The following is a 23,227-nucleotide window of genomic DNA, read 5'->3' as shown; positions in this document are numbered from 1 at the left end:
ACGCAGCGTTTCATTCAGGACGCAGTGACATCTTCGCGTATTCGACCCGGTCGTCCTCAAGCAGAGTGACCCTCTCCACACCGGCTTCCAGCAGCTCACGCCAGCTCTCACCGAGCCACGACTCCGCGTCCGCCTGACTCGGGAACGTTTCGGGCGGCACAACCCCCTCGGTCACCAGCCCGCCGTTCGCGTTCTCATAGCGCCAGTGCCAGGTCATGTCACACGCTCCTTGTCGCAGGTTCTGCCGGTGCCTCCGACGGCTCAGCGAACCCTACATCCCCAAGCATGAGGGCGGACGGACGCAGACGCGCGTCCATCACCCCCGGGCCACACCTCTCCCCCGCCATGCCCGCCCGCCCCCGGATGACCCGACGCCCCCTACCAGACCCCTGTCAGGCATCCCCCAGGCACACGGAGCACCCCCACCGGACAGGCAACACCCTCCCCCACATGGACGGCCCCTCCGGCCATCGCGGCGGCCTTCGTCCGTAGCACCTTGCCCCTTCCCCAGGCAGACTGCGCCTCTCCTGCCCAGGTGGGCGGTGTGCCCGCCGTCGGCCGGTCAGGCCGGGTGCGCCTACCCTGAGGCCGTGAAAGTCCTGATCTCCGGCACGGCGGCGGGCCCCGGCTGGCCTGTCCCGGGCTGCGGGTGCGCCTCCTGCGGGCGCCTCGCCTCCGGCCACCGCCGCCCCACCGAAGTCACCCTCACCGGCTCCGTACGGCTCCCGCTCACCGGCCCGCTCCCGCCCGGCCACCGGGTCTCCACCGGCCCGGACGGTCTGACCCTCACCACCCCTGGCGGGGAGCGGGTTCTCTACGCGGCCCCGGCCCCAGCCGTCTCCCACTCCCCGCAGCCTCCGGCCTCCCACGACACCCCTTCCCCGGACTCCCATGGCGCCCCTTCCCCCGACTCCCGTGACGCCCATCCCCCGGTGGACCCGTACGGCGAGCGCGGAGTGCGGCGGGTCCCGGCGCGCGCGGAGGACGGGCGGCCCGCCTGCGATCTGGTGCTGATCGACGTGCTGGACCGGCCGGAGCGGCTGGGAGACCTGCGCCGCCGAGGCGTGGTCGGCGAGCGGACCCACGTCGTGGCCGTGGACATCGACCATCGGGTGCCGACGGAGGCGGAACTGGCACGGCGGGCGGCGCTGTGGAGGGTGCGGGCCGTACCGGACGGGACGGTCCTCGACACCGGCGAACCCGTCCCAGGCCGGGTCCCGCAACCGCGGCGGACCCTGCTGCTGGGTGGGACGCGCTCGGGAAAGTCGGCCGAGGCCGAACTCCGGCTGGCGGGCGAGCCCGAGGTCCTCTATGTCGCGACCGGGCCGTCCGGCGGCGACGACGACGAATGGACCCGCCGGGTCCAGACGCACCGTGACCGCCGGCCGGCTCACTGGGGCACGGCCGAGACCACCGACCTGGCCGGACTGCTCCGGACCGCCGAGGCCCCGATGCTTATCGACGGACTCGGCACCTGGGTCGCCGCGGTCTTCGACGAGTGCGACGCCTGGTCGGGCGGGGACGGCCGGGACGCGGTCACGGCCCGGTGCGACGAACTGGTCGCCGCCTGGCGGCAGGCCCGCGCCCAGGTCGTCGCGGTCTCCGACGAGGTCGGGCTCGGCGTGGTGCCCGCCACCTCCAGTGGCCGAATGTTCCGCGACGTCCTCGGCCGCCTCAACCAGCGGCTGGCCCTCGAATCGGAGGACGTCGCCCTGGTGGTGGCCGGCCGCCTCCTCCCCCTGCCCATCTGACCGCCCTGCCCGTCCGGCCAGGCACAGCCCCCGCCTTCCGGCCGGACGCAGAGCGACACCCCAGCCATCCCCCGACCGACCCCCGCCCCTCCCCGCACCAGACACGAGACAGCGCGCCGACCCCATCCTCGGACCAAATATGAGGCAGCGCGCCGGCCCATTCCCGCACCAGAAACGAGACAGCACACCGGCCCCAATCCCCGGACCAGGCATGAGGCAGCGCACCTGCCCTGTCCCGGAGCGGATCCGGCACAACGGCTCCGCCGACCCCGGACCAGACCCGAGACGGCGTGCGGTGGGGAGGCGTCCGGTGGCGGGCGGCGTGCGCGGGGCCGCCGTTCAGGGGTTCCGGACTACGATCGTCGATCGTGTCTGAAACGCCGCCTCCGGAGAGACCGTCCACGTTCGCCGACGGGGTGCGCCTCGCGATCGGCACGTTGAGCGTGTTCCCCGTCCGCCCTGGGGTCGTCGACCGCAGGGCCGGGGGGATCGCGATGACGGTCGCCCCGTTCGTGGGAGCGCTGATCGGAGCCGTCGCCGGGGCGGTGCTCACGGTGGCGCTGTGGCTGGAGATCACCCCGCTCCTGTCGTCGGTGCTGGCCGTGGCAACTGTGGCGCTGCTCACGCGGGGGCTGCACCTGGACGGGCTGGCCGACCTGGCCGACGGGCTGGGCAGCGGCAGGCCCGCCGAGCAGGCACTGGACATCATGAAGCGCTCCGACATCGGCCCGTTCGGCGTCGTGACGCTGGTCTTCACGCTGCTGGCCCAGGTGGCGGCGCTGTCGGAGGTCACCGCTGCCGGGGCGGGCCCGATCGCGCTGTTCACCGCCTGCGTGGCGGGAAGGCTGGCGCTCACCTGGGCATGCCGCGCGGGTGTCCCCTCCGCCCGCCCGGGCGGGCTCGGCGCGATGGTCGCGGGCACCGTACGGCGGGGCCCCGCACTGGCCGTGACGGCGCTCATGCTCGCCCTGCCGGCGGTCCTGACGCTTTTGGCCTCCATCGGCGCGTTCAGCCCGGTGTTGCCCGCCTTCTCCGGCGCCTCCGATGGACTCGGCCTGTTCACCTACGTCTCGCCCGGTGATTCCGGAGCCGCTGGAGAAGTGATGCTCTCCGAGGCCTACAGGACGGTCGATGTGGCGGCCGTCGGCCCCGGTTCAGGACGTCCGTCCTCCTCCCTCTGGGGCCCCTGCGTGGCCGTCCTCGCCGGACTGCTGGCCGCCTGGGCACTGCGGCGCAGGGCCGTGCGGCGGCTGGGCGGGATCACCGGGGACGTGCTCGGCGCGCTCGTCGAGATCGCCATGGCCACCACGCTGGTGGTGTATGCGGTGACCGTGGGCTGACCCCGGTCAGACGGCCACCGGGGCGGGCCGCTCGACCGGCCGCCATTTGAACAGCACGGCCGAGACCACGGCCAGCAGGGCCGAGCCGACCAGCCCCGTGATCCCGGCGACGACGAGGTCAGGCGGGTCGGCCGCGTCGCCGACGAGCAGGACGAGGCTCGCCGACGCGTTGAGCGCGCCATGGCCGACGACCGCGGGCCAGATGCTCCCGGAGTAAAGGCGGAGCCAGCCGAGCAGGGCTCCGTAGACCACGCAGAAGACGACGAACAGGGGCGCGGCCCACGCGCCGAGCTCCGGGTAGTTGTAGCCGCGCAGGGTGAGCGGGGCGTGCCAGACACCCCAGATCACGCCGGACACCAGCAGCGCCCGCCAGGTGCCCAGCGGCATCAGGCGCGGCAGCAGCCAGCCTCGCCAGCCCCATTCCTCCCCGAACGCCGCGACCGAGTTGATCAGCGGGGCGATCAGGAACGCCGCCGCGATCTGCACTACGGCCAGCGTCCCGGGATCCACCGGGGACGCCTGCCCCCGGGAAGCCGCGGCCAGTCCGTCGCGGAACAGGCTGAGCCCGTCGAGGTCGACGGAGAGCAGCCCCAGGGCGGCGCTGAGCGCGATGGCCGCGGCGGCCAGCAGCGGGGTGCCGAACCAGGCCATCACGACGAGCGCGAGGGTGCGGCCCCGGCGCTCGCCCAGTGTCAGCCCCGTCCGCCCGGCCCATTCGCGCCAGGTGGTCCCGGGCGCCGCGCGGCGCCTGCCGTACAGCCTGACGGCGAGGACGGCGAGGGCCGGTGTGAACATCATCGCGACACCGGACACCATGATCAGCGGGGAGGCGAGAGAGGCTCCCGTCAGCCAGACGGGGAGGGCGAACAGCCAGGCCAGGCCGTACGCGGTGAGCAGGAACAGCCAGAGGTCGGCTGGACGACGGGGCATGACACCACCTTCGGGGGGAGGTCTTCACGGAGCGGGGAGGCCTTCGGGGAAGGCGTGGGGGGTGGTCCCGGCCGGTGCCCGGGATCAGCGGGCACCCTCCAGGACGAGGGTGTTCAGCAGGGCGGCGCCGCGCTCGGCGTCGTCGACCGAGATGGCGAGCCTGCCGCCCGAGGCGTAGCGCACGACGAGGCACTCCCCGCCTCGGAGCATGATCGTCGCGGCGCCGGGCAGGCCCCGGACGCCCCAGCCGCCCACCTCGCGGGGGAAACGCTCCTCCGACCAGGCACTGTCCAGCTTGACGAGCGGGACGTGCCTGCGGGGCAGGCGCAGCGGTCCGTAGGAGACCTGGAGGCCGTCCTGGGCGATCCGTACGCGCACCGAGCTGAGCGCCACGCCGAGGAGACCGGCGACGATCGCGACCACGAAGGCGGGCCAGGGCCCGCTCTCCGCGCCGAACGCCGCGGCCACCAGCAGGCCCGTCCCGACGGCGACCAGGGAGGCACCGATGGCGAGGAGCCAGCCGTTGCGGGCGGAGGAGACCCAGACCGCCCGCTGGCCGGGGCGCAGTTCGAGCAGGTCGGCGTCGGTGCCGCCCCGCCGGGAGACCTCGTCGGGGCCGGGGCGGGCGGCGAGTGCGCCCAGCCAGCCGCCCAGTGCCAGCCCGGCCGGGGCCAGCAGCGCGGCGAGGGACAGCCCGCCCGCCCGCCGCCAGTCGGGCGCGTCGAGGTTGGCCGACACCGTGGCGAGCTGCACGGCCAGGCAGAACAGGCCGCCTCCGCCCAGCAGCGCCCCCAGCCCCATCCGGCCGGCGCGCCGGCGCAGCCTCGCGGCGCCGGCGGCGGCCGCCACGCAGGCGCCGCCCCCGATCAGCAGCCACAGCGCCGCCCAGACGACCAGCACGACGGCATAGGGCGCCGACCCGTCGGGGCCCGACGGTCCCCAGTGGACGGCCAGCGGGTCGGGCAGCCGGTCGCGCAGCGTCGACGGCACGGCGACCAGCACGGCGGTCACCAGCGTCACCCAGCCGGCGGCAACGGAAACAAATCGGCCTCGCAGGCCCATGGCGGTCTCTCCCTCCGATGACCGGCCGTCCGGCGCGGTCACGAGATCTCCCTGATCAAGTCGATGACGTCGTCGTGGCGGTAGCCGTACTGGGCCGCCTCGGCGAGCAGCGACCGGAGCCTCTCCTCCAGCACGCTGCGGGGGTCGGGGCGGCTGAGCACGCTCACGCCGCGCCCGCGGCGGAACTCCAGCACGCCCTCGTCGCGCAGGTCGCGCAGGGCGCGCAGCACCGTGTTGGCGTTGATGCCCAGCGCCTCCGCCAGGTCACGGGCCGGTGGAAGCCGGTCTCCCGGCGCGTATGAACCCTCGGCGACGGCGCGCCGGATCGCCTCGGCCACCTGGTCGTGCAGGGGCCGGGGATCGTTCAGATCCAAAGTGATCAACATAGTGCTATCGACATTAGCACCATCAGCCCGGATGGTGCTAATCGAAGTGGCATCATCGGGCCGAGTGATTCGTAGGACGAACCCTCGTTTATGCGTACTGCGCAAGCCCGACTAGCATCGGGCGACGTGACCACTGTGCGGCTGAACTCAACTGACAACGCTGTCTCGTTTGATACCGATGCCCTGGTCGTCGGCGTCCACACCGGCCCGGACGGCCCGCGTCCCGCTCCGGGGGCCGAGAGTGTGGACGAGGCGCTGGGCGGCGGGCTCGCCGCGACACTCCTCGCGATGGGCGTCAAGGGCAAGCAGGGCGAGATCGCCAAGCTTCCGACCTTCGGCGCGCTGTCCGCCCCGCTCCTGGCCGTCGTCGGCCTCGGTGACGCTCCCGAGGGCGACTACGACACCGAGTCCCTGCGCCGCGCCGCGGGCATCGCCTCACGCGCCCTCGCGGGCACCTCCCGCGTCGCGCTCGCGCTGCCCGCCGCCGACGCGCGGCGAGCCGGGGCCGTCGCCCAGGGCGCCCTGCTCGGCGCCTACTCCTTCACCACGTACCGGACCACAGGTGAGCAGACCGCCCCGGTGGCCGAGCTGACCGTGCTGAGCGACGCCGACGGCGCCCAGGACGCGGTCGAGCGCGCCGCCACCGTGGCCGCCTCGGTCTCCCTGGTCCGCGACCTGGTCAACACCCCGCCCTCGGACCTGTGGCCGGCCCGCTTCGCCGAGATCGCCGAGCAGACCGGCTCGGCGGCGGGCCTGTCGGTCGAGGTCCTGGACGACAAGGCCCTCAAGGAGGAGGGCTACGGCGGCATCGTCGCCGTCGGCCAGGGTTCGGCCAACCCGCCGCGCCTGGTCCGCCTCGCCTACAGCCACCCGGAGGCCGCCAAGACGGTCGCGTTCGTCGGCAAGGGCATCACCTTCGACTCCGGCGGCCTGTCGCTCAAGCCGACGTCCTCGATGGACTGGATGAAGTCCGACATGAGCGGCGCGGGCGCGGTCTTCGGCGCGCTCGTCGCGATCGCCAGGCTGGGCCTCAAGGTCAACGCGGTCGGCTACCTCTGCCTGGCGGAGAACATGCCCAGCGGCACCGCCCAGCGCCCCTCCGACGTCTTCACCAGCTTCGCGGGCAAGACCGTGGAGGTGCTCGACACCGACGCCGAGGGCCGCCTGGTCCTGATCGACGGCATCGCCCGCGCCGGCCAGGACAGCCCCGACCTGATCGTGGACGTCGCCACGCTCACCGGGGCGCAGATCGTGGCGCTCGGCTGGCGTACGGCCGGCGTCATGGCCAACGACGACGAGCTCCGCGAGGAGGTCGTCCGTACGGCCGGCGAGCAGGGCGAGGCCGCGTGGGGCATGCCCCTGCCGGAAGAGCTCCGCAAGGGGCTCGACTCCCCCGTCGCCGACATCGCCAACCTCCATCCGGAGCGCTTCGGCGGCATGCTGACGGCGGGCATCTTCCTGCGGGAATTCGTGCCCGAGGGGGTCCGCTGGGCCCACATCGACATGGCGGGCCCGGCCTTCAACAAGGGCGAGCCCCACGGCTACACGCCGAAGGGCGGCACCGGGGCGATCACCCGGACCCTCATCGGCCTCGCCGAGCGTTACGCGAGCTAGCCGGCGCCGCGCATGCGGGTCACAAGCGACGTAGACAAATGAAAAGATGCGGTTGTCGGGGCCAGGCCAAGAGCGAGGCCCCGGCGATGCGGCGAGCCGTGCCCGAGGGGGAGGCGTGGATGCTAACCAGTTTCCGCGAGACCAGCCGGGGCACGGAGCGGGCGCGACCGCGAAGACGGTAATCCAATCCGACAAGGAGCTTTCCTGTGGCTGATGGCAGCGGCCCCTACGACATCGTCGTCCTGGGTGGCGGTAGCGGCGGGTATGCCTGCGCCCTGCGGGCGGCCGAGCTGGGCAAGACGGTCGCGCTGATCGAGAAGGACAAGATCGGCGGCACATGCCTGCACCGGGGATGCATCCCCACCAAGACCCTTCTGCACTCGGCGGAGGTGGCCGACGAGACCCGGGAGAGCGCGACGTTCGGCGTCAAGGCCCGCTTCGAGGGCATCGACATGGACGGCGTCCACGCGTTCAAGGACAAGATCGTCACCCGCGCCTGGAAGGGCGTCCAGGGCCTGCTCAAGAGCAAGGGCATCACCATCATCGAGGGTGAGGGCCGCCTCGCGGGCCCGAACCGGGTCGCCGTCGGCTCCGAGGTCTACGAGGGCCGCAACATCGTGCTGGCGACGGGCTCCGCGCCCCGGTCGCTGCCCGGCCTGGACATCGACGGCGAGCGGGTCATCACCAGCGAGCACGCGCTCAAGCTGGACCGGGTGCCCACCTCGGTGATCGTCCTGGGCGGCGGTGTCATCGGCGTGGAGTTCGCCAGCGTGTGGCGCTCCTTCGGCGCCGAGGTGACGATCGTCGAGGCGCTGCCGCACCTGCTCCCGCTGGAGGAGGAGTCGAGCTCCAAGCTGCTGGAGCGCGCCTTCCGCCGCCGCGGCATCAAGCAGGAGCTGGGCGTCTTCTTCGAGGGCGTCAAGTCCACCGACACGGGCGTGATCGTCACGCTCGCCAACGGCAAGACCCTCGACGCCGAGCTGCTGCTCGTCGCCGTCGGCCGTGGCGCCGTCTCCTCCGGCATGGGCTTCGAGGAGGCGGGCATCGCGATCGAGCGCGGCACCGTCACCGTCGACGAGTTCTGCCAGACCAGCGTGCCGGGCGTGTACGCGGTCGGCGACCTGATCCCGACCCTGCAGCTCGCCCACGCGGGCTTCGCCGAGGGCATCCTGGTGGCCGAGCACATCGCCGGCCTGAACCCGGTGCCGATCGACTACGACGGCGTGCCGCGGATCACCTACTCCGACCCCGAGGTCGCGTCGGTGGGCATCACCTCCGCCCAGGCCCGCGAGCGTGGTCACGAGGTCGTCGAGTTCACCTACGACCTCGCCGGCAACCCCAAGAGCCAGATCCTTCAGACGCAGGGCGCGGTCAAGATCGTCACCGAGAAGGACGGCCCGGTGCTCGGTGTGCACATGGTCGGCCGCCGCATCGGCGAGCTCGTGACCGAGGGTCAGCTGATCTACAACTGGGAGGCGCTGCCCTCCGAGGTCGCCCAGCTGATCCACGCGCACCCGACCCAGTCCGAAGCCGTCGGCGAGGCGATGCTGGCCCTGGCCGGCAAGCCGCTGCACGTCCACAACTAATAACAAGCCCTCACTCGGAACACGAGAGAAGACACCCAATGCCGAAGTCCGTACAGATGCCCCAGCTCGGCGAGAGCGTCACCGAGGGCACCGTCACCCGTTGGCTGAAGAAGGAGGGCGAGCGCGTCGAGGCCGACGAGCCGCTCCTCGAAGTCTCCACCGACAAGGTCGACACCGAGATCCCCTCGCCGACGGCGGGCATTCTCACCAAGATCGTCGTCGCCGAGGACGAGACCGTCGAGGTCGGCGCCGAGCTGGCCGTCATCGACGAGAACGGCTCCGCGGGCGCCGCTCCGGCCCAGGAGGCCGCTCCCGAGCCCGAGCCCGAGCCGGCCCAGCCGATCTCCTCGATCCCGCAGCCCGCCCCGCAGGCCGCCGCTCCGGCCCCCGAGCCGGCACCGCAGGCCGCTCCGGCCCCGGCGGCCCCGCAGGCTCCGGCCCCGCAGGCTCCGGCGCCGCAGGCCCAGCAGGCTCCGGCGCCTCAGGCCGCTCCGGCACCGGTCTCCGGTGACAGCCCGTACGTCACCCCGCTGGTCCGCAAGCTCGCCGGCGAGCACAACGTCGACCTGGACGCGCTGAACGGCACCGGCGTCGGTGGCCGCATCCGCAAGCAGGACGTGCTGGAGGCCGCCCGCAACCAGCGCGAGCAGGCCGCCGCCCAGGCTCCGGCCCCGCAGGCCGCCGCCCCGCAGGCTCCGGCCCAGGCGGCCGCCCCCGCCCAGGCCCCCGAGCCGATCGCGGTGGACACCACGCTGCGTGGCCGTACCGAGAAGATGTCGCGCCTGCGTCAGACCATCGCCAAGCGCATGGTCGAGTCGCTGCAGGTCTCGGCTCAGCTCACCTCGGTGGTCGAGGTCGACGTCACCAAGATCGCGCAGCTGCGCGACCGGGCGAAGGCCGAGTTCCAGCGGCGCGAGGGCGTCAAGCTCTCGTTCATGCCGTTCTTCGCCCTGGCCGCGATCGAGGCGCTCAAGCAGCACCCGAAGCTGAACGCCACGATCAACAGCGAGACCAACGAGGTCACCTACTTCGACGCCGAGCACCTCGGCTTCGCGACGGACACCGAGCGCGGCCTGCTCGTCCCGGTGATCAAGGACGCGGGCGACCTCAACATCGCCGGCCTGGCCCGCAAGATCGCCGACCTGGCCGAGCGCACCCGCACCAACAAGGTGAGCCCGGACGAGCTCGGCGGCGGCACGTTCACGCTGACCAACACCGGCAGCCGCGGCGCGCTGTTCGACACGCCGATCCTCAACCAGCCGCAGGTCGGCATGCTGGGCACCGGCGCGGTCGTCAAGCGCCCGGTGGTCCTGGACACCGCCGAGGGTGAGGTCATCGCCGTCCGCTCGATGGTGTACCTCGCGCTCAGCTACGACCACCGCCTGGTCGACGGCGCCGACGCCGCCCGCTTCCTGACGACGATCAAGCGTCGTCTCGAGGAGGGCCGCTTCGAGAACCAGCTGGGCCTCAACGCCTAGTCCCGCTCTCGTCCCACCGGGCCGGTCCGCACTCCGCGGGCCGGCCCGGCTCGTCCCGCGGGTCTTTTCCCCCGCGGCGAATCCGGTGACCGCCGTGCTCCCGAAGTCCCTAGGGGAGGTCGACTAGATTGGACGACATGGCGATCATCGTGACCGGGTCCTCGGGCCTGCTGGGATCGGCTCTGGTCAAGGCTCTGCGGGCCGACGGCGTCCGGGTGGTCCGGTTGGTACGGCGGGCGCCGCAAGGCGCGGACGAGTCGTTCTGGAACCCGGCAAAGGGGCTTATCGACCCGGCGGCCCTGGAGGGCGCCGAGGCCGTGGTCCATCTCGCCGGAGCGGGGATCGGCGACCGGCGCTGGAGCGACGACTTCAAGCGCGAGGTGGTCCGCAGCCGGGTCGAGGGGACCAGGACGCTGGTGAAGGCGCTGACGGAGCTGTCCGCCGGGCCGCCGGCGCTGCTGTCCGGCTCGGCGATCGGCTTCTACGGCGACACCGGTGACCGCGAGGTGGACGAGACGTCGCCGCCGGGCTCCGGGTTCCTGGCGCAGGACGTGGTGGTGCCCTGGGAGGCCGAGACGGCGCCCGCCGAGGAGGCGGGCATCCGGGTGGCCCGGCTCCGCACCGGCCTGGTGCTGAGCCGTGACGGCGGCATGCTGCCCAGGATCCTGCCGGTCTTCAAGCTGGGCCTGGGGGCGCCCCTGGGGTCGGGAGAGCAGTACTGGTCGTGGATCTCGATCGACGACTGGGTGCGTGCCGTACAGCGCGTCCTGAAAGATCCGGAGATCTCCGGGCCGGTGAACCTGACCGCGCCGGGGCCGGTCACCAACGCGGAGTTCACCAGGGTGCTCGGCGAGGCCGTGCACCGGCCCACGATGCCGCTCGCCGTACCCGGATTCGTGCTGCGTACGGCCATCGGGGGGTTCGCGGAGGAGGGGGTGCTGACGGGGCAGCGGGTGGTTCCGCGACGCCTGCTCGAGGCCGGTCACGCGTTCCGGCATATGGGTCTCAACGAGGCACTCGCCGCCGTACTCTAGGGTCCCTGTTTACGCCGAAGCCATTGGAGAGATGACGTATGGGCAGGTCCGGGCAGTCTCACATCCTCGCCATCGGGGGCGGCTCCTTCCGTGCGTCCGAGCGCCACGGATTCATAGAGGCGAGCGCGCTGCTGCGGTACGCCCTTGACCTGACCGGCCAGGACCGGCCCAAGCTGGGCCTGCTGGCCACCGCCACGGGAGACGACTCCGACTGGCTGCTGAAGATGTACGGCGCGTTCCGCGACTGGGACGTCGAGATCAGCCATCTGACCGTGTTCCCGATGCCCAACGTCGAGGATCCGCGTGAGTGGATCCTGAGCCAGGACGTCATCTACGTCAGCGGCGGCAGCGTCGCCAACCTGGCGGCGCTGTGGCGGCTGCACGGCCTGGACGAGGCGTTCGAGGAGGCATGGCGGGCGGGCGTGGTGCTGTCCGGGCAGAGCGCGGGGGCGCTGTGCTGGCACGTGGGCGGCAACACCGACTCCTTCGGGCCGACGCTGCGGACGTGGGCCGACGGCCTGGGGCTGCTGCCCTACTCGTGTGGCGTCCACTACAACTCCGACCCGCAGCGCCGCACGCTGCTGCACGAGTCGGTGGCCTCGGGCGAGCTGCCCGGCGGTTACGCCGCCGACGAGGGTGTCGCGCTCCACTACGTGGGCACCGAGTTCATCCAGGCCGTCACCGTGGATCCCAAGGGCTACGCCTACCGGGTCGAGCACGACGGGACCGGCGGGGTGAAGGAGTTCCGCATCGAGCCTCGCCTTCTCACGTCATGACCACGAACGGGTCAACTACTCTTGATACGTGAGTGACCTGGCGATAGTCCGTCTTGGCGTTGACTTCCCCTACGAGCAGGCATGGGATCTTCAGCGGCGGATCCATGCCCGCCGGGTGGCCGGCGAGATTCCCGACACCTGCCTGATGCTCGAACACGCGCCGGTCTACACGGCCGGCAAACGCACCGCCCCGAACGAACGGCCCTCCGACGGCACCCCGGTCATCGACGTGGACCGGGGCGGCCGGATCACCTGGCACGGTCCCGGCCAGCTCGTGGGCTATCCGATCGTCAGGCTCGGTGAGCCGCTGGATGTGATCTCCTACGTCCGGCTCCTGGAGGAGACGCTCATCCACATCTGCGCCGACTTCGGAGTACAGGCCGGCCGGGTGGAGGGGCGCAGCGGCGTCTGGGTGGCCGGGGACCCCTCGCACGGCCTGCCCGACCGGAAGGTCGGCGCGATCGGGATCAGGGTCGCGGGGGGTGTCACCATGCACGGGTTCGCGCTCAACTGCTCCAACGACCCGAGCTGGTACAACCGGATCGTCCCGTGCGGGATCAGCGACGCCGGGGTCTCCTCGCTGTCGGCCGAGACCGGCCGCAGGATCGTGGTCGACGAGGTCATGCCGTACGCCGAGAAGCATCTGGCCGAGGCGCTCGGCGCACGGGCCTTCGAGCTCCCCGAGGAGGAGCTCTTCCGGCGCTGAGCCCCCGCGCGGGCGGCCGGGACGGCACGCCGTACGGCGTCGGTGCCACGGGGGCACCGCGCCGGTACGGCCATGCCGGCCCGGCCGGCGACGGGACCTCTTTTCGACGCGGGCGCGGACCCGAACGAACGCCCCACATGTGTGGTTCTGCACCACCACCCCCCGCATGTGTGGTCATTCTCCGGCGGGACATAAGCTGGGGCGGTGAGCGAGCGTAGCGAGCGAGCGAATAGACGAAGCCCCTCGGTCCCGCGACCGACGAAGGAGGTCGCATGACCGTTGCTCCGGAAGGCCGAAAGCTCCTCCGCCTGGAGGTCCGCAACGCCGAGACCCCCATCGAGAAGAAGCCCGAGTGGATCAAGACCAAGTTCAGGACCGGTCCCAACCACACCGAGCTGCGGGCGCTGGTCAAACGCGAAGGTCTGCACACCGTCTGCCAGGAAGCCGGATGTCCCAACATCTCGGAGTGCTGGGAGGACCGCGAGGCCACCTTCCTCATCGGCGGCGACCAGTGCACCAGGCGATGTGACTTCTGCCAGATCGACACCGGCAAGCCCAAGGAGTACGACACCGACGAGCCCCGGCGGGTGGCCGAGTCGGTCCGGCAGATGGGCCTCAACTACGCGACCGTGACCGGGGTCGCCCGTGACGACCTGCCGGACGGCGGTGCCTGGCTGTACGCCGAGACCGCCAGGCAGATCCACGCGCTGCTGCCCGGCTGCGGCGTCGAGCTGCTGGTGCCCGACTTCAACGGGGACCAGGGCCAGCTCGAGGAGGTCTTCTCCGCCGCTCCCGAGGTGTTCGCGCACAACGTCGAGACCGTGCCGCGGATCTTCAAGCGCATCCGCCCCGGGTTCCGTTACGAGCGGTCCCTGGGAGTGATCACCAAGGCCCGCGAGGCCGGTCTGGTGACCAAGTCCAACCTGATCCTCGGCATGGGCGAGGATCGCGAGGAGGTCGTCCAGGCCATGCGCGACCTCCACGAGGCCGGCTGTGACCTGCTGACGGTGACCCAGTATCTCCGTCCCACCCCGCGCCACCACCCGGTGGACCGCTGGGTGAAGCCCGAGGAGTTCGTGGAGCTCCAGAAGGAGGCCGAGGCCATCGGTTTCGCCGGAGTCCTGTCCGGCCCGCTGGTCCGTTCCTCCTACCGGGCGGGACGTCTCTACAAGCAGGCCATCGAGGCGCGTCAGCACGCCTGACCTCCCCGTTCCGGCATCGGGCCCCGCGCCTCCCGCGCGGGGCCCTTCCGTTTTCCGCAAGGCGCGTCCCGCCTCGTAGTAAGACGCGTCCCGCCTCGCAGTGCCCGTGAGCGAACCGGTCGCCGGTGCGCCTGGATCGGGTGCGGAAATGCGGCGAAGCGCCCTCGACGTACAGTGACCTTCCGGTGACAGCGACGGTGTCGAAGAGCCATGCCGCACCGGAAGGCCCGACGCCCGTTGCGGGCGGAGCAGTTGCCGTCCCGGGGCCCGGGGTTCAGCGCGCGTTCGATGACAGGCCGGTCGCCCCGCCCGCCCGGTCCGATGCGGCCGCGATTTCCCGGCGTAGCCGTACCGCCAGGAGCGAAGCCCACCCCCAGCCCACCAAGGCCACGAGGCGGAGCAGGAGGCTCAGGGGTTGTGAGTTCTCACCGCGCTCCGACAGCACGCCCGACAGCGCGTAGATCGTCGGCAGGGCCACCCCGGTGACCGCACACGAGGCCGCCCATCGCCGTTCGCCCAGCGCGGCGAACCGCCGGGTGAACACGGAGCAGGCCGCGATCAGCGAGACCAGCACCACAGAGAAGCCGGCGCCGTGCAACACGTAGCTCACGCCGGCGTCGGTGGGCACGCCGGCCGGCGCTCCCTGCGGATAGCCCCACCCAGGGGCGGTGCGGAAGAGCCCCGCGATGACCAGACCGGTTCCGAAAGCGCCCATCAGCAGTGGCCCCCACGTTCCACCGCGGCCGGGATGCAGCACGCGCCGCATCCCCACTGCGAACGCGACGTACAGCAGCCCGGTGACCACGAAGTTGGCGATCTGAATCCAGCCGAGGTCGCCCAAGCTCAGCAGGCTGAGCGGCTGCCGTCTGGGGTCGAAGCCGGGACGCGTGTAGTCCTGGATCAGAACCAGAACGATGAACAGCGGGCCGGCCACAGCGCCGCATGCCAGTAAGGATCTGGTCAGCCGCATCCTCCGCCTCCTTAGCACTGCTAAGGCCATCATGTTTCCTTAGCACTGCTAAGCTGTCAATCGATGAGTGAGACCAAGCGCCCGGCACTCAGCAGGCACACCCTGATCGAAACAGCGCTTCGCCTGGTCGACCAGGTCGGCCTCGACGGACTGACCGTGCGCAGGCTCGCCACCGAGCTGGGTGTGAAGTCCCCGGCGCTCTACTGGCACATCCGCACCAAGCAGGAACTGCTCGACGCCATGGCCGACACGATCATCCTGGCCGCCGGAATGGGCCCGCCCCGCGAAGGCCAGAGCTGGCAGGACTGGCTCACCCGCCGAGCTCACGCCTACCGGGCCTCGCTGCTCGCGCACCGCGACGGTGCCCGCCTGGTCGCCAACGCGGCCGGGCTGAGCCCGGCGACGATCCGGCTGTTCGACGAGGAGCTCACCGCGCTGGTCGGCTGCGGGTTCACTCCGATACTTGCGCTGCGCACGATCGGGAGCTGCACCAGCTACATCAACGGCTTCGTCCTCCGGGAGCAGGCCGAGCGGCCAGAGAGCGCGGACGAGCCGTCACAGCGGCTCTCGGCGGTGGCCGCCCTGCTGGAGCGCGGAACTGACGCCACCTTGCTCCTGGCGATCCGCGAAGGCGGCAGCTCGCTCGGGGACGAAGCCTTCGACCACGGCCTCCGCACCCTGATCGACGGCACGGCCGCCGCGCTCCAGCGCTCCAGCGCCCCCTGACACCCAGCCCGTCCGGCCCGCCGAGGAGACCCTCGCCCCGCACCTGGCCGCCGCCGGCCTCCGAAGCCGGTCCGGCTGTGGTGGCCGGGCACCGACGCCCGGGTGGCCGACGCCGACCGGCTCCGGCAGGCATTCCCGCGCGGATTCGATCGGGAACATGCCTTCCGGCTGTTCGAGCAGACCCTCGGCTGCACCATCCCGAAGATCCGCCGTCCCGAGCGGCCTACTGATCAGCGTGGGCGGCTGAGGGCGACCTCGGCCAGATCCGTCCATTCCTCGGCCGAGGAGTTGGGCACGACCACCCAGTCCTTTATCTCCCTGCCCCGCCCCGAGGGGTCGAACAGAGACGCCCCGGGCAGCTTGAGCGCGGCCGCATGCTCGGGAGTATCCCTGACCAGCCGGAACACCATCGCGCCGTCGCGCTGCAGGCTCGCGAACACCTTCCCCTCCTGATCTTTGAGCGCGGGACTCCCCATCATCCTGGAGATCCGTACACCCAGGTCGGCCAGCTCGGCGCCGACCTGCTTGAAATCCTCTTCTGCGCTCATCGTCAGTCGGTCCCAAACTCCATGGCGGCGTGGTCGAGCAGCTCGTCGCGGTCGGGGCTCTTCCCGCGTGACGCGATCGCCTCGGCCCCGCCTTCCGGCAGCACGGCGATCAGGCTAGCCGTCCTGACGGCACCGATCAAAGCCGGATGCGGGGTGCCGGCCATGCCGAGTCTCGCCGCCGGTCCTCGACCGTGCGCGACAGATCACCATCAGCGCCGGCCAGGGTGAATGTGAAGATCAGAGGTTGAAGACGAGCTCGGAGACGCACCTTGCGGAGCGGGCCTCGCGACCGGGGCTACGGCGGATTTTATAACTTTATGATAAACATACCTACTGGTCACTCGGTTTTTTGGGTGAGACTGTCCCGGTGGACATCGAGAGCCTGATCGGGCGACTTGACCTGAGCGCCAAGGTGCGCCTGCTGACCGGCGCGGACATGTGGTCGCTGCCCGCCCTCCCCGAGATCGGGCTCAGGCGGCTGGTGATGAGCGACGGCCCGATCGGCGTACGCGGGGAGCAGTGGTCCTCCGCCGATCCCTCGATCGCGCTGCCCAGTCCCACCGCGCTGGCCGCGACCTGGGACGTGGCGCTGGTCCGCCAGGCCGGGCGGCTGCTCGCCCAGGAGGCGCGCCGCAAGGGCGTGCACGTGCTGCTCGCCCCGACCCTCAACCTGCACCGCAGCCCGCTCGGCGGCCGGCACTTCGAGTGCTTCTCCGAGGACCCGTATCTGACCGGCGAGCTCGGCGCCGCCTACGTGGAGGGGGTCCAGGAGGGCGGGGTGGGCACCACTCCCAAGCACTTCGTGGCCAACGACTTCGAGACCGACCGGTTCACGGTGAACGTGAGGGTCGGCGAGAAGGCGCTCCGCGAGGTCTACCTAGCGCCGTTCGAGCGGGTCGTCCAGGCCGGCGCCTGGGGCATGATGGCCGCCTACAACTCGGTCAACGGGACCACGATGACCGAGCACCGGGCACTCCAGCGGGACCTGCTGAAGGACGAGTGGGGCTTCGACGGCTGCGTCGTCTCCGACTGGACCGCCGCCCGCTCGACGGCGGCGACGGCCGGGGGCGGGCTCGACGTCGCCATGCCGGGGCCGTCCGGCCCCTGGGGCGAGAAGCTGGAGGCGGCGGTCCGCGAGGGCCGGGTCGCCGAGGAGGTCGTCGACGACCAGGTCCGCCGCGTCCTCCGCCTCGCCCGGCGCGTCGGCGCCCTGGAGGACTCCCCCGGCCCCGGCCCCGCCCCGGCTGCCCCCTCTCCCACCGCCGGTTCCGTCCCGGCCGCCGGCGGCACGGAGATCGACGGTACGGCGCTCGCCCGCCAGGTGGCCGCCCGGTCGTTCACGTTGCTGCGCAACGAGGGCGGCCTGCTGCCTCTCGGCGCTGTCCGGAGTGTGGCGCTGATCGGGTCGGCGGCCGGTGAGGCCCGGGTCATGGGCGGGGGCAGCGCCCAGGTGTTCCCCGCCCGGGTCGTCTCGCCCCTGGAGGGCCTGCGCGGGCGCGGGGACGTCGAGGTCCGCCACGCGATCGGCACCGACCCCCGGGTACGGCTCGCACCCCTGGCCACCCCCGCCCGCGCCCTCTTCCTGGACGCCACGGGCGAGACCCTGGCCGAGCACCCGCTGGCCGGCACAGAGGCCCGCTGGGTCGGGTCGCTCCCCCCGGACGTGGACCCCGCCCGCCTGGCCGCCGTCGAGATCCGCACCGTCTACACCCCCGGGGCGAGCGGCCCGCACGAGTTCTCGATCGCCGGCGTCGGCGCGTTCACCGTGAAAATCGACGGGGACACCGTCTTCGACGGGACGATCACGGCCGAGGGCGGCGACCCGGCCGCGGCGTTCCTCTCCCCTCCGGAGCGCCGGATCACCGCCACGCTCGCCACGGGCACTCCCGTCGAGCTGAGCGTCAGGCACCCCGCGGGAGCGTTCGGCGGCATGGCCTTCGTGTCGTTCACCCTGGGCCACGCCGACCCCTCCCCCGGCGACGACGCGCTCATCGCCGAGGCGGTGGGCGTCGCCGCGGGCGCCGACGTGGCGGTCGTGGTCGCCTCGACCACCCCGGAAGTGGAGAGCGAGGGCTTCGACCGCATCGGCCTGGCCCTGCCCGGCCGCCAGGACGAGCTGATCGCCAGGGTCGCCGGAGTCAACCCGCGCACGGTCGTGGTGGTCAACGCCGGATCACCGGTGGAGATGCCGTGGCTGGAGCAGGTCGCCGCGGTCCTGCTGACCTGGTTCCCGGGCCAGGAGGCCGGTGACGCGCTGGCCGACGTGCTGTTCGGCGACGCCGAGCCCGGCGGCCGGCTGCCCACCACCTGGCCGGTCCGCCAGTCCGACGTGCCCGTCCTGAACGTGACCCCGGCCGGCGGGGAGGTCGCCTACGACGAGGGCCTTTTCATCGGATACCGCGCCTGGGAGCGCGCCGGCCGCGCGCCGGCGTTCTGGTTCGGCCACGGGCTGGGCTACACGACCTGGTCCTACGACACGATCGCCGTCACCGGCACGACTGTGACGGTGGCCGTGACCAACACCGGCCGGCGTGCCGGACGTGAGGTCGTCCAGTTCTACCTCGCCGCGGTGAACCGGGACCCCGACCGGCCCGCCCGCCGGCTGGCCGCCTTCGACGTCGTCGACGCCGGCCCCGGCCAGACCGTGGTCACCACGGTCCACCTGCCCGAGCGCGCCTTCCAGATCTGGACGGAGGAGGGCTGGCGGACCGTCTCCGGCGACTACACCGTCGAGGCGGGCCGCAGCGTCGCCGACCGGCGCCTGGCGGCGACCGTGACGCTGTGAGACCGCCGCACCGCGTCTGACCGGCGGCGGCCCGGCCGTACGAGGCCTCCGTACCACGCCCCACCCGCCGCCGTTCATGACCGTACGAGGCCTCCGTACCACGCCCCACCCGCCGCCGTTCATGACCGTATGAGACCCGCGCCGCCCCGTCCGACGCCGGCGGCGCCCCTCCGGACCGCTCCGCCGGGCGCCGCCGACCGGCGCGCGGCAGGTCACGTTTTCATATCTTGACCCCTGGATTTGTATCCTTCAGAACATGGCCAAGAAGCCCGAAGACCCAGAGCGCCCGGGGCGCATCAAGCAGCTCCGCATGATCGCCAAGATCATCAAGGAGGCCAACCCCAAGGGGATGCCGATCGTCTACGCGTCGGCGCTTGGCACGCTCGCGCTGTGCATCGTGATCGGCCTGGTCACGGGCTGGTTCTGGTATCTGCTGTTCATCGGAATCATGCTGGCTCTCACGGTCGGGCTGGTCGTGTTCGGCCAGATCGCGCAGAAGTCGCAGTATTCGATGCTGCACGGCCAGGTCGGCGCCGCCGCCGCGATCCTGCAGGGGATGCGCGGCAACTGGGAGGTTACCCCGGCCGTCGCCGTCAACCGCGACCAGGACATCGTGCACCGCGTGGTCGGCTATCCCGGCATCGTCCTGGTCTCCGAGGGACCGGGCAGCCGCGTGCAGAAGATGCTCGTCGCCGAGAAGAAGCGCGTCCAGCGGGTCGCGCTCGACGTCCCGGTCTACGACATCCAGTCCGGCGACGGCGAGGGTCAGATCCCCCTCGCCAAGCTGCAGCGGCACCTGATGAAGCTGCCCCGCAACCTCAAGAAGCCCGCGGTCTACGAGATCAACAACCGCCTCAAGGCGCTTCCTCAGACGCTGCCGATGCCCAAGGGCCCGCTGCCGCGCGGGGCGAAGATGCCCCGGCCGAAGATGCGCTGATGGACCTCGCAGGAGTCGACCGGCGCCGGGTGGACGCGGCCGGCACCTCGCGGGCCAACCGCGGCTGGTGGGACGGCGCCGCGGACGAATACCAGGCCGAGCACGGGGAGTTCCTCCGCGACTCGGGTTTCGTCTGGTGCCCGGAGGGCCTGGACGAGGCCGACGCCCGCCTGCTGGGCGAGGTCGCGGGCAAGGACGTCCTGGAGATCGGCTGCGGCGCGGGACAGTGCGGGCGGTGGCTGGCCGACCAGGGGGCCCGGGTGGCGGCCTTCGACCTGTCCTTCCGCCAGCTCCAGCACTCCCGCCGGATCGACTTCGACGGAGGCTCGCCGCTCCCGGTGGTCCAGGCCGACGCCGAGGTCCTGCCCTTCGCCGACGAGTCGTTCGACCTTGCCTGCTCGGCCTTCGGCGCGCTGCCGTTCGTGGCCGACGCGGCGGCCGTTCTCACCGAGACGCGCCGGGTGCTGCGCCCCGGCGGCCGCCTGGTCTTCTCGGTCAGCCACCCGATCCGCTGGGCCTTCCCCGACGACCCGGGCCCCCGCGGGCTGACCGCCGACCGGTCCTACTTCGACCGCTCGCCGTACGTCGAGCTCGGCGACGACGGGCGGCCGTCCTACGTCGAGCACCACCGCACGATGGCGGACTGGATCGGGCACGTCGTCTCGTCGGGCCTGGTCGTGGCGGGGCTGGTCGAGCCGGAGTGGCCCGGCGGCCACGACCGCGAGTGGGGCGGCTGGAGCCCGCTGCGCGGCCGTCACCTGCCTGGCACCGCGATCTTCACCTGCGTCAGGCCGTAGGGACGGCCGGGGGCGGCGAGCCTGCGGACTCCCCGCCCTTCCGGGCCCGGAAGCCCTTCACCGGCCCGCCGGACTCACATGCGCACGACCACGGTGTTCGCCGCCCGGTCGTGCAGGCCTCGCTGGTCGCGGTCCCAGATGAGCGCCGGTACGGCCATGCACAGCAGCAGGGTCCGCACCAGCACCGACACGAAGCCCGGACGGCCGCCGCCGAGCGCGGCGACCCGGATGCCGAGCAGCCGCATGCCGAAGGTCATGCCCATGCTGCCCACCAGCAGGATGTATTCCGCCGCGAAGATCGCAAGCGGGATCCAGCCCTGCTCGGCCGGGTTCACCCCCAGGAGTCCCTGCGCGATCGCCCAGGTGCAGATCAGCCAGTCGATGACGAGGGCGCCGATCCTGCGGCCGAACCCCGCCACCGCGCCGCTGCCCTCCTGGGGCAGTCCGAGCTGCTCTCCCGGATAGCCCAGGTCGACTCCGGCCGATCTGACGCCACCAAGCCAGGTCTGGGTCCATCGGGGTTGCTGCCTGCTGCTCATGGCTAAACGGTATCCGCCCCGGGGGCCGCTCCCGCATCCGCCCGAGCCAGTTGCCCGCGTCACGCGAACGCCGTACGTCATGCGCGGCGGCATCCTCATCGGGCACGTCCCTCCGGAGCGCTCTCCGGGCCCGGCACGGGTGGCATCGGCGGACGGTCCGCGAACCGCGAGCGGGCGTCCCGGGGATCGCGAGCGGGCGTCCCGGGGATGAGGACCGTCACGGTCCGGCGGTGAGACCCGGGCGTTCTGCGACGTGAGACGGGAAATGTCCTGCGAAGTGAGACCGGAGACGTCCTGCGGCGTGAGATCGGGGATGGGGCGGACGTGAGACCCGGACGGCCCCGGACACGGGATCCACGCAGGCCCGGAGGTGAGATCCGGACGGCCCCGGGTATGGGCCCGCGCAGGCCCGGACGTGAAAGTAGGGCAAAGGACGGCCCTTCGCCCGCGGTCCCGCCGGAACGCGGGGCTAGCGTGAAGGCGACTTTCCCTTAACACGAGTGAAACAGACGAGACACGGGGCGGTAACGGCACAGGCCTACGTTCGGCACTGATAGCCCGTGCCCCTTGGGAGGTTCGCGTGTTCAACTCCGCCGACGACGTCCTGAAGTTCATCAAGGACGAAGGGGTGCAGTTCGTCGATGTCAGGTTCACCGACCTGCCGGGGACGACGCACCATTTCACGTTCCCAACGGAGAACTTCGGAGCGAGCGTCTTCACTGACGGCCTCATGTTCGACGGCTCGTCGATCCGGGGTTTCCAGGCCATCCACGAGTCGGACATGCTCCTGCTGCCCGACCCCTCCACGGCCGTGCTGGACCCCTTCCGGCAGCACAAGACACTCAACATCAACTTCTTCGTGCACGACCCGCTGACGGGCGAGGCCTACAGCCGCGACCCGCGCAACGTCGCCCGCAAGGCCGAGGAATATCTCAAGGGCACCGGCATCGCCGACACGGTCTTCTTCGGCCCCGAGGCCGAGTTCTACATCTTCGACGACGTGCGGTTCGAGACCAACGCGCATTCGAGCTACTACCACATCGACTCGATCGAGGGCGCCTGGAACAGCGGCAAGGCCCAGGAGGGCGGCAACCTGGGTTACAAGCCGCGCTTCAAGGGCGGCTACTTCCCGGTCCCGCCGATGGACCACTTCACCGACCTGCGCTCGGAGATGGTCCGCAAGCTCATCGAGGCCGGCATCGATGTGGAGATGCAGCACCACGAGGTGGGCACGGCCGGCCAGGCCGAGATCGACTTCCGGTTCAACACGCTGCTCAAGGCCGCCGACACCCTGATGCTGTACAAGTACATCGTCAAGAGCACGGCCCTGGCGCACGGCCACACGGTCACCTTCATGCCCAAGCCGATCTTCGGTGACAACGGCTCCGGCATGCACTGCCACCAGTCGCTCTGGAAGGACGGCGAGCCCCTCTTCTACGACGAGGTCGGCTACGCGGGCCTGTCCGACACCGCCCGCTACTACATCGGCGGCCTGCTCAAGCACGCCCCGTCGCTGCTGGCCTTCACCAACCCGACGGTGAACTCCTACCACCGCCTGGTCCCCGGCTACGAGGCCCCGGTCAACCTGGTCTACTCCCAGCGCAACCGCTCGGCGTGCATCCGCATCCCGATCACGGGCTCCAACCCGAAGGCCAAGCGCATCGAGTTCCGCGTGCCGGACCCGTCCTGCAACCCGTACTTCGCCTTCGCCGCGCAGCTCATGGCGGGCATCGACGGCATCCGTAACAAGATCGAGCCGGTCGAGCCGGTCGACAAGGACCTCTACGAGCTTCCCCCGGAGGAGGCCCGCAACATCCCGCAGGTCCCCGGCTCCCTGTCGGACGTGCTCGCCGCCCTTGAGGCCGACCACGAATACCTGCTGGAGGGCGGCGTGTTCACGCCGGACCTGATCGAGACCTGGATCGCCTACAAGCGCGAGAACGAGATCGACCCGATCCGCCTGCGCCCCCACCCGCACGAGTTCGAGCTCTACTACGACGTGTGACGGCGAGGTTTCCGGCCTCGGGTTCTGAGCTGGGAAAGCTTGTCGTTGTTTGTCG

At 71.6% G+C, this 23,227-nt stretch carries 21 protein-coding genes and 1 pseudogene; 14 read left to right on the top strand and 8 right to left on the bottom strand.

Going from position 1 to position 23,227, the window contains the following annotated elements; translation table 11 throughout:
• Positions 1-10: 10 nt before the first annotated feature.
• Complete coding sequence (locus SROS_RS12835; RefSeq protein WP_012889363.1) at positions 11-217, bottom strand: hypothetical protein; 207 nt, start codon at positions 215-217, stop codon at positions 11-13.
• A 373-nt stretch (positions 218-590) separates the two neighbouring features.
• Here SROS_RS12835 and SROS_RS12830 point away from each other — a divergent pair, with 373 nt between their 5' ends.
• Both SROS_RS12830 and SROS_RS12825 read left to right on the top strand, forming a co-directional pair.
• Positions 591-1,751: a bifunctional adenosylcobinamide kinase/adenosylcobinamide-phosphate guanylyltransferase gene (locus SROS_RS12830; protein ID WP_043651920.1), complete on the top strand. Its 1,161-nt coding sequence runs from the start codon at positions 591-593 to the stop codon at positions 1,749-1,751.
• A gap of 368 nt (positions 1,752-2,119) precedes the next feature.
• Entirely contained in the window at positions 2,120-3,091 is a 972-nt protein-coding gene (locus tag SROS_RS12825; RefSeq protein ID WP_012889361.1) for an adenosylcobinamide-GDP ribazoletransferase, read from the top strand.
• Positions 3,092-3,097: 6 nt separating this feature from the next.
• Here SROS_RS12825 and SROS_RS12820 read toward each other — a convergent pair whose 3' ends face one another.
• The 3 genes from SROS_RS12820 to SROS_RS12810 all read right to left on the bottom strand — a co-directional run bounded on the left by SROS_RS12820 (position 3,098) and on the right by SROS_RS12810 (position 5,457).
• Positions 3,098-4,021 (bottom strand): CPBP family intramembrane glutamic endopeptidase, encoded by a 924-nt coding sequence (locus SROS_RS12820; RefSeq protein WP_012889360.1) that lies wholly within the window; start codon positions 4,019-4,021, stop codon positions 3,098-3,100.
• An 84-nt stretch (positions 4,022-4,105) separates the two neighbouring features.
• A complete protein-coding gene (locus tag SROS_RS12815; RefSeq protein ID WP_012889359.1) occupies positions 4,106-5,125 on the bottom strand; it encodes a hypothetical protein in 1,020 nt (339 codons plus the stop codon).
• A complete protein-coding gene (locus SROS_RS12810; protein WP_043651917.1) occupies positions 5,122-5,457 on the bottom strand; it encodes a GntR family transcriptional regulator in 336 nt (111 codons plus the stop codon). Before SROS_RS12810 ends, SROS_RS12815 begins: the two co-directional genes overlap by 4 nt.
• Before the next feature lie 102 nt (positions 5,458-5,559).
• On the opposite strand from SROS_RS12810, the gene SROS_RS12805 reads away from it, so the two are divergent.
• The 7 genes from SROS_RS12805 to lipA all read left to right on the top strand — a co-directional run bounded on the left by SROS_RS12805 (position 5,560) and on the right by lipA (position 13,865).
• Positions 5,560-7,083 (top strand): leucyl aminopeptidase, encoded by a 1,524-nt coding sequence (locus SROS_RS12805; RefSeq protein ID WP_012889357.1) that lies wholly within the window; start codon positions 5,560-5,562, stop codon positions 7,081-7,083.
• A gap of 206 nt (positions 7,084-7,289) precedes the next feature.
• Positions 7,290-8,669 carry a dihydrolipoyl dehydrogenase gene (gene lpdA / locus SROS_RS12800; protein WP_012889356.1) on the top strand — a complete coding sequence of 460 codons (1,380 nt, stop codon included), beginning with the start codon at positions 7,290-7,292 and terminating at the stop codon, positions 8,667-8,669.
• A gap of 38 nt (positions 8,670-8,707) precedes the next feature.
• Positions 8,708-10,147 (top strand): 2-oxoglutarate dehydrogenase, E2 component, dihydrolipoamide succinyltransferase, encoded by a 1,440-nt coding sequence (gene sucB, locus SROS_RS12795; protein WP_012889355.1) that lies wholly within the window; start codon positions 8,708-8,710, stop codon positions 10,145-10,147.
• A 137-nt stretch (positions 10,148-10,284) separates the two neighbouring features.
• Positions 10,285-11,181, top strand: coding sequence for a TIGR01777 family oxidoreductase (locus tag SROS_RS12790; RefSeq protein WP_169369294.1), 897 nt, complete (start codon positions 10,285-10,287; stop codon positions 11,179-11,181).
• Positions 11,182-11,219: 38 nt separating this feature from the next.
• Positions 11,220-11,957, top strand: a complete 738-nt coding sequence (locus SROS_RS12785; RefSeq protein WP_012889353.1) for a Type 1 glutamine amidotransferase-like domain-containing protein — start codon at positions 11,220-11,222, stop codon at positions 11,955-11,957.
• A 28-nt stretch (positions 11,958-11,985) separates the two neighbouring features.
• On the top strand, positions 11,986-12,663 hold the full coding sequence (gene lipB / locus SROS_RS12780; RefSeq protein ID WP_012889352.1) for a lipoyl(octanoyl) transferase LipB: 678 nt from the start codon (positions 11,986-11,988) through the stop codon (positions 12,661-12,663).
• A 272-nt stretch (positions 12,664-12,935) separates the two neighbouring features.
• Positions 12,936-13,865: a lipoyl synthase gene (gene lipA, locus SROS_RS12775; protein ID WP_012889351.1), complete on the top strand. Its 930-nt coding sequence runs from the start codon at positions 12,936-12,938 to the stop codon at positions 13,863-13,865.
• A 274-nt stretch (positions 13,866-14,139) separates the two neighbouring features.
• Here the strand turns inward: lipA and SROS_RS12770 are convergent, their stop codons facing one another.
• Complete coding sequence (locus tag SROS_RS12770) at positions 14,140-14,835, bottom strand: DUF998 domain-containing protein (RefSeq protein ID WP_012889350.1); 696 nt, start codon at positions 14,833-14,835, stop codon at positions 14,140-14,142.
• Between the two features lie 63 nt (positions 14,836-14,898).
• Between SROS_RS12770 and SROS_RS12765 the strand changes: the two genes are divergently transcribed.
• Positions 14,899-15,561, top strand: a complete 663-nt coding sequence (locus SROS_RS12765; protein WP_012889349.1) for a TetR/AcrR family transcriptional regulator C-terminal domain-containing protein — start codon at positions 14,899-14,901, stop codon at positions 15,559-15,561.
• Positions 15,562-15,791: 230 nt separating this feature from the next.
• On the opposite strand, the gene SROS_RS12760 is transcribed toward SROS_RS12765, so the two are convergent.
• Complete coding sequence (locus SROS_RS12760) at positions 15,792-16,109, bottom strand: hypothetical protein (protein WP_012889348.1); 318 nt, start codon at positions 16,107-16,109, stop codon at positions 15,792-15,794.
• 2 nt (positions 16,110-16,111) lie between these two features.
• Positions 16,112-16,285, bottom strand: a pseudogene (locus SROS_RS49480) (argininosuccinate synthase); the annotation flags it as partial.
• 191 nt (positions 16,286-16,476) lie between these two features.
• Here SROS_RS49480 and SROS_RS12755 point away from each other — a divergent pair.
• From SROS_RS12755 to SROS_RS12745, 3 genes are all read left to right on the top strand, one after another.
• Entirely contained in the window at positions 16,477-18,894 is a 2,418-nt protein-coding gene (locus tag SROS_RS12755; protein WP_012889347.1) for a beta-glucosidase family protein, read from the top strand.
• Positions 18,895-19,150: 256 nt separating this feature from the next.
• Entirely contained in the window at positions 19,151-19,831 is a 681-nt protein-coding gene (locus SROS_RS12750) for a DUF4191 domain-containing protein (RefSeq protein ID WP_012889346.1), read from the top strand.
• On the top strand, positions 19,831-20,628 hold the full coding sequence (locus SROS_RS12745; protein ID WP_012889345.1) for a class I SAM-dependent methyltransferase: 798 nt from the start codon (positions 19,831-19,833) through the stop codon (positions 20,626-20,628). Before SROS_RS12750 ends, SROS_RS12745 begins: the two co-directional genes overlap by 1 nt.
• A gap of 74 nt (positions 20,629-20,702) precedes the next feature.
• On the opposite strand, the gene SROS_RS12740 is transcribed toward SROS_RS12745, so the two are convergent.
• Positions 20,703-21,167, bottom strand: coding sequence for an RDD family protein (locus SROS_RS12740; protein WP_012889344.1), 465 nt, complete (start codon positions 21,165-21,167; stop codon positions 20,703-20,705).
• Positions 21,168-21,747: 580 nt separating this feature from the next.
• On the opposite strand from SROS_RS12740, the gene glnA reads away from it, so the two are divergent.
• The gene (gene glnA, locus SROS_RS12735) at positions 21,748-23,172 is read left to right on the top strand and encodes a type I glutamate--ammonia ligase (RefSeq protein WP_012889343.1); all 1,425 of its coding nucleotides are present in this window, start codon (positions 21,748-21,750) and stop codon (positions 23,170-23,172) included.
• Positions 23,173-23,227: the final 55 nt, after the last annotated feature.

This window comes from Streptosporangium roseum DSM 43021, from assembly GCF_000024865.1.
GTDB lineage: Bacteria > Actinomycetota > Actinomycetes > Streptosporangiales > Streptosporangiaceae > Streptosporangium > Streptosporangium roseum.
Note: the sequence above shows the minus strand (reverse complement) of the source record. Positions and strands in the feature narration are given on the sequence as shown.

What these genes read in the sequence shown, in the direction of transcription:
- SROS_RS12835 (WP_012889363.1), bottom strand. Translation starts at nt 217, where the DNA reads ATGACCTGGCACTGGCGCTATGAGAACGCGAACGGCGGGCTGGTGACC.
- SROS_RS12820 (WP_012889360.1), bottom strand. Translation starts at nt 4,021, where the DNA reads ATGCCCCGTCGTCCAGCCGACCTCTGGCTGTTCCTGCTCACCGCGTAC.
- SROS_RS12805 (WP_012889357.1), top strand. Translation starts at nt 5,560, where the DNA reads ATGCGTACTGCGCAAGCCCGACTAGCATCGGGCGACGTGACCACTGTG.
- sucB (WP_012889355.1), top strand. Translation starts at nt 8,708, where the DNA reads ATGCCGAAGTCCGTACAGATGCCCCAGCTCGGCGAGAGCGTCACCGAG.
- SROS_RS12790 (WP_169369294.1), top strand. Translation starts at nt 10,285, where the DNA reads ATGGCGATCATCGTGACCGGGTCCTCGGGCCTGCTGGGATCGGCTCTG.
- SROS_RS12785 (WP_012889353.1), top strand. Translation starts at nt 11,220, where the DNA reads ATGGGCAGGTCCGGGCAGTCTCACATCCTCGCCATCGGGGGCGGCTCC.
- lipA (WP_012889351.1), top strand. Translation starts at nt 12,936, where the DNA reads ATGACCGTTGCTCCGGAAGGCCGAAAGCTCCTCCGCCTGGAGGTCCGC.
- SROS_RS12770 (WP_012889350.1), bottom strand. Translation starts at nt 14,835, where the DNA reads ATGCGGCTGACCAGATCCTTACTGGCATGCGGCGCTGTGGCCGGCCCG.
- SROS_RS12765 (WP_012889349.1), top strand. Translation starts at nt 14,899, where the DNA reads ATGAGTGAGACCAAGCGCCCGGCACTCAGCAGGCACACCCTGATCGAA.
- SROS_RS12760 (WP_012889348.1), bottom strand. Translation starts at nt 16,109, where the DNA reads ATGAGCGCAGAAGAGGATTTCAAGCAGGTCGGCGCCGAGCTGGCCGAC.
- SROS_RS12750 (WP_012889346.1), top strand. Translation starts at nt 19,151, where the DNA reads ATGGCCAAGAAGCCCGAAGACCCAGAGCGCCCGGGGCGCATCAAGCAG.
- SROS_RS12745 (WP_012889345.1), top strand. Translation starts at nt 19,831, where the DNA reads ATGGACCTCGCAGGAGTCGACCGGCGCCGGGTGGACGCGGCCGGCACC.
- SROS_RS12740 (WP_012889344.1), bottom strand. Translation starts at nt 21,167, where the DNA reads ATGAGCAGCAGGCAGCAACCCCGATGGACCCAGACCTGGCTTGGTGGC.